At 62.4% G+C, this 12,995-nt stretch carries 8 protein-coding genes; 3 read left to right on the forward strand and 5 right to left on the reverse strand.

The features are described from left to right. Positions 1-1,205, reverse strand: a 1,205-nt coding sequence (locus B7L09_RS20780) for an MFS transporter (RefSeq protein ID WP_141213489.1), incomplete at its 3' end; no start/stop codon positions are given. Between the two features lie 359 nt (positions 1,206-1,564). Here B7L09_RS20780 and B7L09_RS20785 point away from each other — a divergent pair. Further along, entirely contained in the window at positions 1,565-3,673 is a 2,109-nt protein-coding gene (locus tag B7L09_RS20785; protein ID WP_094470410.1) for a mechanosensitive ion channel family protein, read from the forward strand. Positions 3,674-3,779: 106 nt separating this feature from the next. On the opposite strand, the gene B7L09_RS20790 is transcribed toward B7L09_RS20785, so the two are convergent. Further along, on the reverse strand, positions 3,780-8,096 hold the full coding sequence (locus B7L09_RS20790; protein WP_094470411.1) for a DEAD/DEAH box helicase: 4,317 nt from the start codon (positions 8,094-8,096) through the stop codon (positions 3,780-3,782). 307 nt (positions 8,097-8,403) lie between these two features. On the opposite strand from B7L09_RS20790, the gene B7L09_RS20795 reads away from it, so the two are divergent. Continuing rightward, positions 8,404-9,288, forward strand: a complete 885-nt coding sequence (locus tag B7L09_RS20795; RefSeq protein WP_094470412.1) for a sugar nucleotide-binding protein — start codon at positions 8,404-8,406, stop codon at positions 9,286-9,288. After that, positions 9,281-10,210 (forward strand): UDP-N-acetylglucosamine epimerase PgnE, encoded by a 930-nt coding sequence (locus B7L09_RS20800; RefSeq protein ID WP_094470413.1) that lies wholly within the window; start codon positions 9,281-9,283, stop codon positions 10,208-10,210. Before B7L09_RS20795 ends, B7L09_RS20800 begins: the two co-directional genes overlap by 8 nt. 73 nt (positions 10,211-10,283) lie before the next feature. Here B7L09_RS20800 and B7L09_RS20805 read toward each other — a convergent pair whose 3' ends face one another. The 3 genes from B7L09_RS20805 to B7L09_RS20815 form a co-directional block, all read right to left on the reverse strand. After that, entirely contained in the window at positions 10,284-10,982 is a 699-nt protein-coding gene (locus B7L09_RS20805) for an OmpW/AlkL family protein (RefSeq protein ID WP_094470414.1), read from the reverse strand. Positions 10,983-11,204: 222 nt separating this feature from the next. Beyond that, positions 11,205-11,717 (reverse strand): DUF3299 domain-containing protein, encoded by a 513-nt coding sequence (locus B7L09_RS20810; RefSeq protein ID WP_094470445.1) that lies wholly within the window; start codon positions 11,715-11,717, stop codon positions 11,205-11,207. An 11-nt stretch (positions 11,718-11,728) separates the two neighbouring features. Further along, positions 11,729-12,994, reverse strand: a complete 1,266-nt coding sequence (locus tag B7L09_RS20815) for an ABC transporter permease (RefSeq protein ID WP_094470415.1) — start codon at positions 12,992-12,994, stop codon at positions 11,729-11,731. Position 12,995: the final 1 nt, after the last annotated feature.

A 12,995-nucleotide genomic window follows, 5' to 3' on the forward strand; every position in this document is an offset into this window, starting at 1 on the left:
CCCGTGACGACGCGGGTTGAACCTTCAACTGGCTTGGCATAGAACGGGGCGAGTCGATCAAGTCGACCGCTCCACGCCGTCAGCGCCAACGCCACCAACACCACCAGCCCGCCAATCCACGCGGTATGGATCAAGCCCATGTGCGCAACGATCAACCCACCACCCCACGCGCCACCGGCGATGCCAAGGTTGAACGCGGCGATGTTCAGCCCCGACGCCACGTCCACCGCATGCGGGGTGTGATGTTCGGCTTGACGCACCACATACACTTGCAGCCCCGGCACGTTACCGAANGCAACCGCGCCCCACACCAATACGGTGGCCAGCGCCAGCCATGGGTTGCTGGCGGTCAGGGTCAGGATGAGCAACACCGCCGCGAGCAGCGCAAAGATGATTTTCAACGCGCTGATGGGGCCGCGTTTATCCGCCAGTTTGCCGCCCCAGATATTCCCCNCCGCCACCGAGATGCCGTAGACCAGCAACACCAGGCTGACCGTGCTGGCGCTGAAGCCGGAAATGTCCTGGAGAATCGGCGCCAGGAAGGTGAAAGCGATGAACGAACCGCCGTAACCCACTGCGGTCATGGCGTACACCAGCAGCAGGCGTGGCTGCTTGAGCACCTGCAATTGCTGCAACAGCGAAGCCGGTTTGCTGTGGGCGATGGTGTTCGGCACGTAGATCAGGCTGCCGATAAACGCGATCACACCCAGCGCGGAGACGGCGAGGAAGGTTTCACGCCAGCCGAAATGCTGNCCGATAAACGTGCCCAGCGGCACGCCGGTGACCAGCGCGACGGTCAAGCCGGTAAACATGATCGCGATCGCACTGGCGGCTTTTTCCTTCGGCACCAGGCTGGTGGCGATGGTCGAGCCGATCGAGAAAAACACCCCGTGTGCCAGGCCGGTGACGATCCGCGCCAGTACCAGCGATTCATAGCTGGGTGCCTGCCAGGCCAGCAGGTTGCCGAGGGTGAACAGCACCATCANCGACAGCAGCAGCCATTTGCGCGGGACTTTGCCGGTGAGGGCGGTCAGCACCGGGGCGCCAATGGCAACGCCCAGGGCGTAAAGGCTGACCAGCAGGCCGGCGGACGGCAGGTCAACGCCGAGGTCAGCGCCGATTGTGGGTAACAGGCCAACGATGACGAACTCGGTCGTCCCGATGGCAAAAGCGCTGAGGGTCAGCGCGAGCAAGGCAATGGGCATGACTGCAACTCCGGTGGGTTTGATTGATGGAGCGCAGTGTCGGGGTTTGGGTTGTGCGGAAAAATAGAGGGGTGGGCATTTGATATTTGCGTGCAGGTCAAATATCGACAGAACACTACAAAACCCTGTGGGAGTGAGCCTGCTCGCGATAGCGGCGGCACATTCAACATATATGTGACAGGCAGACCGCCATCGCGAGCNGCGGCACATTCAACATATATGTGACAGGCAGACCGCCATCGCGAGCAAGCTCGCTCCCACAGGGGAACTGCGGTGTTAGTTATCTCGCGGGCAAAACCGAACTTGCCCGCCATTTCCCGATCAGTTCCTTACAGACCCTTCCCAAGGAGCTTCCCGTTTTGCTCAAGTTCAAGACCGCGATACTGCTGGGGGCGTTGCTGTTTCTGGGCAGCAACGAGTTGGAAGCCGTCACGCTGCCGGGTGTTCCCGCCACTGCCGAGGAGCCTGCTACGCCTGAACCGTTGGTCCAGGGCGGCCTGCTCGGGGCCATCAGCTCCAGCATCGACGACGTTCAGGACAAGCTCGACCTCAACGAAAACCTGGTCGATGCCTGGCGCCTGCGGGCCGACCGGGCGGCGAATGAGGTGGACAAACTGGTCAATCGACCCTCCAACCGTTCAGGCTGGAGCGTGATTGGCGACTTCCTGATGTTGTCTGGCGTCTGGCTCGGCAGCTTTGCCTTGCTCACCGTACTCGGCGGGATCCTCGCCAAACGCTTGAACCAGGGCCGCTATCTGCGAACCCGCCAGCGCAGTCAGGATCTGCTCAATTATGTGTTGCCTTACACGCTACCGGCCCTGATCTGCCTGCCGTTGACCCTTTACGTCAGCCATTTCCTGCCGGCCTCGGTGGGCCGTGCGCTGGCGCTGTGTTTCGCCTACGCCACCAGCAGCGGCATCTTTTCNACCTCGATGCTGCTCTGCGTGATTGTCATGTTCAATACCGGCCACAAGCGCAGGGCGGTGCAGATCATCCGCGATTTCTGCCCGCGACCGCTGTTCCTGATCGGCTTCCTCGCCGCACTCAGCGATGCGCTGACCAGCCCGCAGATCGCCCGGCAACTGGGCGGCAACATCACCAGCAGCGCTGCCGTGCTCACCGGTTTTTTCGTCTCGATCATCTTCGGATTACTGGTGATCCGTTTGCGGCGCCCGGTGGCACATCTGATCCGTAACCGACCGCTGGCCCAGCGCCTCAAACANCCGTCGCTGCAAGAATCCCTGCGGATCTTTTCCGGGCTCTGGTACTGGCCGATCCTGCTGATGGTGATGGTCTCGGCGATCAACCTGCTCGGCGTCGGCGATGACAATCAGAAGGCGCTGCGCTGTGCGTTGTTCACCACCATTCTGCTGATCGCCACGGTGTTTCTCAGCACGATTTTCCAGCACATGTTCAAGTCGCGTCAGGTCGCGGCGATCCAGCACAGCAGCGCCTACAAAGAGCGTTTTCTCAGTCTGCTGCATGCGTTGCTGCGAATCATCATGGCCGTGGCCTTCATCGAAATTCTTGGGCGGATCTGGGGCGTGTCGCTGTTCGAATTTGCAGAGCAAAACTCGGTAGGGCGGGCGATCAGTGAGTCGTTGAGCAGCATGGGGCTGATCTTTCTGGTGACCTGGTTGCTGTGGGTGGTGCTCGATACGGCGATCCAGGAAGCGCTGAAACCGCCGGTCAACAAGCGCACGTCGCAGCCGAGTACGCGGGTGAAAACGATCCTGCCGCTACTGCGCAACGCGATCAAAATCATCCTGGTGGTGATCTGCGCGATCACCACCATGGCCAATCTGGGGATCAACGTCGCGCCGTTGCTGGCCGGTGCCGGCGTGGTCGGCCTGGCCATCGGCTTCGGCTCCCAGCAACTGGTGCAGGACGTCATCACCGGCCTGTTCATCATCATCGAAGATACGTTGTCCATCGGCGACTGGGTGGTGCTCGACTCCGGCCACGCCGGCACCGTCGAAGGCCTGACCATCCGCACCCTGCGCCTGCGCGACGGCAAGGGGTTCGTGCATTCGGTGCCGTTCGGGCAGATCAAGGCCGTCACCAACCAGTCGCGGCAATTTGCCTATGCGTTCTTCTCGGTGCAGTTCACCTATGACACCGATGTGGACAAAGCCGTGGAACTGATCCGCGAGACCGGGCAATCGATTAGCGATGACGTGTTCCTCAAGTACAACCTGCAAGGGCCGCTGGACGTGTTTGGCGTCGACAAAATGGACCTCAACGGCGTGGTGCTGACGGCGCAATTCCGCACGGTGTCGGGTGGGCAATATGCAGTAAGCCGGGCGTTTAACCAGCGGTTGAAGAAGCTTGTGGATAACAGCCCATGGGTGCATTTCGCGCAGACTTATCCACAGCAGGTTTTGATGCCGAAACAGGCGATGGCAGAGGATGGGCCGGTGGCCGAAAATTCGCCGGTGTTGTTGCCGGATCAGCCTCGTACCCAATAGATTGCGTTGGTGCTACTGGCCTCATCGCGGGCAAGCCCGCTCCCACAAGNGNNANNGATTAACTGTGGGAGCGGGCTTGCCCGCGATGAGGCCCGCCCGGACACCATCAATGCCGGATCAGCTTGCTGTGTAGTTCAGCAGTCGATTGCTGATCCAGTTCCACCCAGAAAACCTGCTTCCCAGCGATTTCGGCGGCAGCCGGAAGACCATCCCGATACACCAACCGATTACTCGCCAACGCCGGCACCTTCGCCCCGGGCAATAAAGTCCCGGCAAGGTTCAGCGGATCAACCCCGCACACCGCAATCAAACTCCCGTCATGCGGCCGGCGCCGGACTTCGCGCAGCAACGGAATTGCCTCGGGCAACGCAAATTGCTCTCCAGCCAAACCACTGACAAACCGTCCACCGCGAATCTCCCCCCGCGCCTCCAGCCGATGGAACGTGCGCAGCAATTCGCGCCAGCTCGGCAACCAATCCGCTTCCCGTTCCAGCAAACGCCAGAACACCACGCCGTAGCGCCGAAGCAAGGTCATGGCGATATGTTCCAGGGTGTCGCTCGGCGTCGGCGCCGGGCGCTTGTTATCCACAACCGGCACGGCAGGACCGCGTCGCAGCAAAGCCCAGCGCCCGGCATCGTCCATCCCGCCGACAAACGCCCCACGCCCNCGNCGACTGCTGCGCGCCAGGCGCTTGCTGGCGGGGGTGGTCAGGGCGCGCAGGCCGGCGAAGCTGTCGGCATTCACCAGCCCCGCGCCCACCAGTTCTTGTAGTGCGATCTCCAGTTCGCTGCGCAGCAGGTGCGCCTCGTGAATCAACTCATCGAAGAACAGCGCGCCATGTTGGCTGAGTGCTTCGTAGACCTTTTGCGTCTTGGGCGACAGTTCGCTGGCCTGGGTCTGCTCGGTCAGGCTGCTCCACAACCCGACCTGACTGCGCGGCAGCAGCAGAATCGGTGTGCTGCGCAACGCCGTGCCGGCCGTCTTGTTGCGCGCAGTCAGGCGCGTCCAGACCAGTTTGCCGCTGCGGCACAGGTCGTCCAGCCAACTCGCCGAATAGCCTTTGATCCGCATCGGCAGAATGTCGCTGTCCCAAGCGGAAGCGGCAGCGGGATAGCCTTCGAACTGCGCGACGATGGCGGGCAACACCGCGTTGCCCTGGCCTTGCGTCGCGGCCGACAGATGCTGCCAATCGAACAGAAAACGCATGAAGTCCTGCAATGCCACCGGCTCGATTTCCCGGCGCAGGCGCTTGACCGTGTAGCGATGAATACGTGCGAGCAGATGCCGCTCACACCATTCGTCCTCACTGGCGCCAGGGGTGAATTGACCGCGCAGCACATAACCTTCGCGCTCCAGTTGCGCCAGCGCTTGGGTGACTTCAATGGCCGGCAATCCCAAGGGTTCGGCAATCGCTTGCAGCGGCAATGGACCAAACGCGCTGAGCCGCGCGCGAATCACTTCCAGCACGGCTTCGTCCGGCTCCCAGACTTCATCGAAACCTGGCAGCGCCTCCATCGGTGGCAGCAAATTCGCCTGTGGATAAATCGCCCGCAGGCAAGTCAGACGCTCCAGCGCCAACCACAGCGATTGCTTGGCGTTGAGCTGCAAACGGCTGGCGCGGCCGCTGTCGGCAAGTGCGTTCAGCCAATCCAGCCAATGCGCATTGGTCTGCGCCTCGACATCGGAGATGCACGCCAGACTCATCAAGGCCTCGTGCATTTCATCGACGCTGGTGGGGGCGGGCCAGGCTTCGTCGCGCACCGCTTGAATCGCTTCGGCGTCCAGCGCGCCGAGGTCGTCGGTGCTTTGCGGGTCGCTCCAGCGCCGGTTGAGCACCGCCTGGGTGCGGCGTTCTTCCAGCGGTGCGTCGTCGAGAAAGGTGTAGGGACGCGCGCTGAGGATTTCTGCTGCCAGGGGTGAGGGCGCCGGCAAATCGCGGCTGATCAGCCGGACATCGCCGCTTTCCATACGCCGTAACAACGCCAGCCAGCCTTCGCTGTCCATGGCTTCGTGCAGGCAGTCGTCGAGGGTTTGTTCCACCAGAGGGTGTTCGGGTATCTCACGCTCGCCGGCGAGGTTTTCCAGGCAGGCGATCTGGTCGGGAAACACGCTGGCAATCAGGTCTTCGCTCTTCATGCGCTGGATCTGCGGCGCGACCTTGCGCCCGCCGGTATAGCGCGGCAATGCCAGGGCCACACTGGCATTCCAGCGCCAGCGCACNCCAAACAGCGGCGCATCGAGTATGGCCTGGATCAGCAGGTGTTCGGCGGTGTTGCTGTGCACGTAGTGCCAGACNTCATCCAGCTCGAAACTGTGGCTGGTGGACAGCGACAGCACGATCGCATTCTCACTGGCCGCCGCCTGCAATTCGAAATTGAAGGTGCGGCAAAAACGCTTGCGCAGGGCCAGGCCCCAGGCGCGGTTGAGGCGGCTGCCGAAGGGCGTATGGATGATCAATTGGGTGCCGCCGGATTCGTCGAAAAACCGCTCCATCAGCAGCGTGTCTTGCGAGGGCAGGGCGCCCAATGTCAGGCGTGCCCGGGCCAGGTAATCGACCAATTGTTCGGCGCTGGCGAGGTTCAGGCCGAGGGTGTCGGTCAGCCAGTCGATGGCGGGCTGCAAATTGCCCGGTGTGGCACTGAGCAGTTCGTCGAGCTGCGCTTGCAGGCGCGCGACGGCGAATGACAATTCAGCGCTGCGTCCCGGTGCTTCTCCAAGCCAGAACGGAATGGTCGGCGGCTGGCCCTGAGCGTCTTCGACCCGGACCTTGCCGGTGTCGACGCGCANGATCCGGTAGGACGTATTGCCGAGCTGGAAGATATCCCCGGCGATGCTTTCCACCGCGAAGTCTTCGTTGACGCTGCCGATATTCAGGCTCTGAGGTTCAAGCAACACGCTGTAGTCAGCGTTGTCCGGGATGGTGCCGCCGCTGGTCACGGCGGTCAGCCTGGCACCACGGCGGCCGCGCAGGGTGTGGGTCACGGCGTCGCGGTGCAGGTAGGCGCTGCGGATGCCCTGGCGGCCGTTATAGCCGTCGGCGAGCATGTTCAGCAGCGCCTGGTAATGTTTTTCGTCGAGGTCGGCGTAGGGCGAGGCTTTGCGGAACATCTCCAGCAGCGCCTGCTCCTGCCATTCCCGGCAGCTAACCTCGGCGATGATCTGCTGCGCCAACACGTCCAGCGGCGCCTTCGGGATGTGCANGGTNTCCAGCTCGCCCCGGCGCACGCAGTCGAGCAGGGCGGCGCATTCGATCAGGTCATCGCGGGTGGTGGCGAACAGGCGCCCTTTGGGCGTGCCGCCGACCTGGTGGCCGGAGCGGCCGACGCGTTGCAAAAAACCGTTGATCGAGCCGGGCGAGCCGATCTGGCAGACGAGGTCGACGTCGCCGATGTCGATCCCCAGTTCCAGCGAGGCCGTGGCGATCAGCACTTGCAGCTCGCCGGCCTTGAGCCGTTGCTCGGCGTCCAGGCGCATTTCCTTGGCCAGGCTGCCATGGTGGGCGGCGACGGAGGTCTTGCCCAGGCGCTCGCTCAAGTGCCGGGCCAGGCGTTCGGCCAGGCGCCGGGTGTTGACGAAGACCAGCGTGGTGCGGTGTTCGCGGGCCAACGCGGCGAGGCGATCGTAGACCAATTCCCACACATCGTTGGCCATCACTGCCGAGAGCGGCACTGGCGGCACTTCGATGTCCAGATCCCGTGGGCGGGCGTGGCCGATGTCGATGATTTCGCACTCGCGGTCGCGACCCACGAGAAAGCGCGAGACCGCCCCGATGGGTTTTTGCGTGGCGGACAGGCCGATGCGCATCAGCGGTTCCGGGCACAGTGCTTGCAGGCGTTCCAGGCTCAGGGCCAGGTGGCTGCCGCGTTTGCCGGCGGCGATGGCGTGGATTTCGTCGATGATTACCGTGCGCGTGGTGCCGAGCATCTGTCGGCCAGAGTCTGAACCGAGCAGCACATAAAGGGATTCCGGGGTGGTCACCAGAATGTGCGGTGCACTTCGGCGCATGGCCGAGCGCTCTTTTTGCGGCGTATCGCCGGTGCGCACGGCGGTGTTGATCTGCAATTGNGGCAAGCCCATGGCCTGCAACTGCTCGGTGATACCGGTTAGCGGGTTTTGCAGGTTGATCTGGATATCGTTGGACAGCGCCTTGAGCGGCGANACGCAGACCACCAGGGTTTCATCGGGCAGGTGGCCGCCGTTGTCCAGGCCGCGATGGACCAGGTCGTCGATGACCGCGAGGAAGGCCGTGAGGGTTTTGCCGGAGCCGGTGGGCGCGGCGATCAGTGTCGAGCGGCGCTGGCGGATCAGCGGCCAAGCCTGGGCCTGGGCGCGGGTCACCGNCGGGAAGGTATTGCTGAACCAGGCGCTGACGGCGGGGTGGAAGCCTGCCAGGGCCGCGTCCGTGGGGATGGGCAGATTCATGGGTGATTTATGCGGGTGGGTGACTGAAGATGCAAGTACCGCTCGGGATCTGCGCTGTACTTCAGGGCTCTATCGCGGGCAAGCCCGCTCCCGCCAATATTCTGTGGCCATCCGATAACCCTGTGGGAGCGGGCTTGCCCGCGATGAGGCCAGTAGCAGCACCCCAAATCCCGGGGATCTACACTTTACGGATGACGGTTGCGCACTAAACCCGCAAAATGCAACGATTCCGGCAACTATCAACGACATCGCCCATGGGCGCTGTCGATAAAACCATCGTTCCAAACAGACCGGGCCTGCACACTCTATGCGAATGCGCCTTATGTTACTGGGCGGCGGGAATGCCCTCGGGCAGGCGCTGATTCGCCTCGGTGCAGAGGAAGACATCGGTTTCCTCGCACCCAAACCGCCCCAAGACGGCTGGGATGCCGCGAGCCTCACCCAATTGCTCGACGACACCCGTCCCGATGCGTTGATTAANCTCGCCTACTACTTCGACTGGTTTCAGGCGGAGACGGTCAGCGAACAGCGTCTGGCCGGGCAGGAGCGGGCGGTCGAGCGTCTGGCCGAACTGTGCCAGCACCACAACATTGTGCTGCTGCAACCGTCGAGCTATCGGGTGTTCGACGGCTCCCGGGCGACCGCCTACAGCGAAAAAGACGAGCCGGTGCCGCTGGGCTTGCGCGGTCAGGCGTTGTGGCGCATTGAGCAAAGCGTGCGCGCCACCTGCCCGCAACACGTGATGCTGCGTTTTGGCTGGCTGCTGGATGACAGCGTCGACGGCACCCTCGGGCGTTTCCTCGGNCGNGCCGAACAACCGGATGAATTGCTGATGGCCGACGACCGACGCGGCAACCCGACGCCGGTGGATGATGCCGCACGGGTGATCATCTCAGTGCTCAAGCAACTCGATTGCGCGGCGCCGCTGTGGGGCACGTATCACTACGCCGGCCATGAGGCGACCACGCCGTTGGCGCTGGGCCAGGCGATTCTCACCGAAGCGCGCAACTACCATCCGCTGGCGATCGAATCCCCTACCGCCCAGGCCCACGCGGCACGGCCGGATGCGGCCGATGAACCGCAACACGCGGTGCTGGCCTGCAAGAAAATCCTCCACACCTTCGGGATCAAGCCCCGCGCCTGGCGCGCGGCACTCCCGGGCTTACTGGATAGGTTCTATCGCCATGGCTGACGGCCCTGTTTTAATCACCGGCGGCGCCGGTTTCATCGGCTCGCACCTGACCGATGCCTTGCTTGCCAAGGGCCATTCGGTGCGAATTCTTGATGACTTGTCCACCGGCAAACGCAGCAACCTGCCGCTGGACAATCCCAAGGTCGAACTCATTGTGGGTGACGTCGCCGATGCTGCGCTGGTGGCCCAGGCCGTGATCGGTTGCAGGGCCGTGGCGCATCTGGCAGCGGTAGCGTCAGTGCAGGCCTCGGTGGACGATCCGGTGAAGACTCACCGCAGCAATTTCATCGGCTCGCTGAATGTCTGCGAAGCCATGCGTCAGGCTGGCGTCAAGCGAGTGCTGTACGCCTCCAGCGCGGCGGTCTACGGCAACAATGGCGAAGGCGAGTCGATCGATGAAGACACGCCCAAGGCGCCGTTGACGCCGTATGCGGCGGACAAACTGGCCAGCGAGTATTACTTCGATTTCTACCGTCGCCAGCATGGTCTGGAACCGGTGATTTTCCGCTTCTTCAATATCTTCGGGCCACGCCAGGACCCTTCGTCGCCGTACTCGGGTGTGATCAGTATTTTCAGCGAGCGCGTGCAACAGGGTGTGCCGATCAGCGTGTTTGGCGATGGCGAGCAAACCCGCGATTTCGTCTACGTTGAAGATTTGGTGGATTTGTTGGTGCAAGCCATCGAGCAACCGCAGGTCGAAGTCGGCGCGGTCAATGTCGGCTGGAACCAGGCAACTTCTCTCAAGCAAATGCTTGAGGCGCTGGAGGTGGTGGTCGGTCAATTGCCCCCGGTGAGTTATGGCCCGGCACGTTCCGGTGACATCCGCCACTCGCGAGCGAACAATCGGCGGTTGCTGGAGCGGTTTACCTACCCTGAGCAGACGCCGATGAATGTTGGCTTGGCGCGGTTGTTGGGACGATAGATCGTTCCCACCACGGAGCGTGGGAACGATCATGAAAAAGGCGCCTTTCGAGGCGCCTTTTGTGTGTGTGGGTTTAGAACTTGTAACCCAGGCCAACCATGTAGATGAACGGGTCGACATCCACATCGACCTTGGCCCGAGTGCCCGGAGCCACGGCGTTGTTTTCCACGGTCGCCGTGGTGTCGATGTCGATGTAGCGCACTTGGGCGTTGAGCATGATGTTGTCGGTGATCATGTAGTCAGCACCGACCTGAAACGCCATGCCCCAAGAGTTATCCGCCTTGAAATTGCTGAAGCCGTTGGCCTGTGCTTCGCTGCCGACGTGTTCGTCGTAGATCCAGGTGTAGTTGATGCCGGCGCCCACGTACGGTTGGAATGCCGACTTGCTGTCCAGCGGGTAGTACACGACGCTCAGGGTCGGCGGCAGGTGTTTCAGGGTGCCGAGCTTGCCGTTGGCGGCGCCGAGCGCGGTGTTCTTGAGCTTCACGTCATGCTCGAACGGTGTGGCCGCCAGCAGCTCGATCCCCCAGTGGCTGTCGATCATGTAAGCGAAGTTCAGACCCAGCTGCGTGTCGCTGCTCATGGTGGCCTTGCCACCCAGGTCGGCGCCGGCCAGCGGGCCTTGGTCGACCTTGACGCTGGAGCTGTCGGCTTTCGGGTTGACGGTGATTGCACCGGCACGAACGAGGATGTCGCCGGCTTCGTGGGCGTAGGCGAGCGGGGCTGCAAGCGCGAGGGCAAACAGCGAAGCGCTGAGCAAGGACTTGTGCATGGGGGCTCCAGAGGACGTTAAAAATATTCGATGTCCAATGGTACGGAGGCGTCTGATACGGTCTTTTGATTCAGCTCAATGAAACAGTGATGGCCTTGGTTTTTGTGGTGCGGCTGATGACCTCATCGCGAGCAGGCTCGCTCCCCCGGGGATTAGGTGATCCCCTGTGGGAGTGAGCCTGCTCGCGATAGCTATCGATCAAACGGTACAGAATCGCCGGATTCACTCCGGCAATTCATACACATAAATCTTGTCCGCCTCCATCTGATACCCCGCATCCGCCAGCTCACTGGTCGATGCTTTGACCTGCAACGCCCCCTCGATCCAGTACGGCTGGTACAGCTCATCAAGCTTCACCCCGACTTCGCTTTTCACATGCACGATCTGGTTCGACGGCGGCGGCGGTACGTGGATGCACGCGCCGAAATACGGCACCAACAANAACTCCGTGGTGCGACCTTCTTCGCTCACTTCCAGCGGCACGATGTAGCCCGGCAAGCGAATGTTTTGCCCGTCGAGGTTTTTCACCACGGGCGCGTTAGGCATGTCCTGCTTGGCGGCGGGTGCCGATTCCAGCGCGCTGCTCATCTGCGACAGGTCGTGCAGCGGTGTCATGTTCGGCACTTCCGGTGCAGCGTCGGGCGGGATCATTTCCGACCAGGTCAGCTCTTTCGGCTCGGCCGCCCACAGCGGCAGGGCGACCAGCATCAACAGCGCAAGCAGAGCGCGGGGCATCATTAACGTCCTCATAGNCGGATCGACAGGCCATCGGCCAGAGATTGGCGATACGCGCGCCAGGCCGGCACGCTGCCCATCAGCAACGCGGCGATCAGGATGCCACCGAGCAGCGTCCATTCATATTCACTGGGCCAGGCGAGTGGCAGGTACAAGCCGTAATTGGCTTGCACATACCCCTGGGCCAGGGCGATGCCCACGTACAAAAGACCTAGCCCGGCGATCACGCCGGACAGCGCCAGGGCAAACGCCTCCAGTACCAATAACGTCGCAATGTGCCAGGGCCGGGCGCCGACCGAACGCAGAATCGCCATCTCGCGGCGGCGCTCGTTGAGGCTGGTGAGGATCGCCGTGAGCATGCCGATCAGGCCGGTCAGCACCACGAACAGCGAGATCACGAACAAGGCTTTTTCCGCCGTGCTCATCAAACTCCACAGCTCTTGCAGCGCTACGCCAGGCAGGATTGCCAACATCGGCTCGCCACGGAATTCATTGATCTCACGCTGCACGGCGAAGGTCGAAATCTTGTTGTTCAAACCGAGCATGAACGCGGTGATCGCCTGCGGGGTCAGGTCCATATTGCGCGCCTGATCGGCGCTGATGCGGCCTTTGCCCTGGGCGGGTACGCCGTTGTGCCAGTCGATATGAATCGCTTCCATACCGCCGAGGCTGATGTGCAGCGTGCGGTCTACCGGCGTGCCGGTGCGCTTGAGAATGCCGACCACGGTGAACGGTTTGTCATCGTGTTTGACCAGGCTGACCACTGCCACGCCGTGGGCCAGTACCAGCTTATCGCCGAGCTTGTANTGCAGCGCGTCGGCCACTTCGGCGCCGAGCACCACTTCGAACGGATCGCTGGCGAAGGCGCGGCCATCGGCCACTTCGAGGTGCTGTTGATGGCCGTATTGGTAGTGCTCGAAGTACGCCTCGGTGGTGCCCATCACGCGGTAACCGCGATGGGAATCGCCGAGGGACATCGGGATTGCCCACTTCACTTTCGGGTTGTTGGCGAAGTGCTCGTAGCTGTCCCAACGGATGTTGTTGGTGGCGTTGCCGATGCGGAACACCGAGTACAGCAGCAGGTTGACCGAGCCGGAGCGGGCGCCGACGATCAGGTCGGTGCCGCTGATGGTGCTGGCGAAGCTGTTGCGCGCCTCAACGCGCACGCGCTCCACCGCCAGCAACAGACACACCGACAGGGCGATGGCGAAAGCGGTGAGGATCGCGGTAAAGCGGCGGTTAGCCAGGCTGGCCATGGCTAGACGAAACAAATACATC

It is taken from the genome of Pseudomonas mandelii (assembly GCF_002251635.1).
Taxonomy (GTDB): Bacteria; Pseudomonadota; Gammaproteobacteria; order Pseudomonadales; family Pseudomonadaceae; genus Aquipseudomonas; species Aquipseudomonas mandelii_B.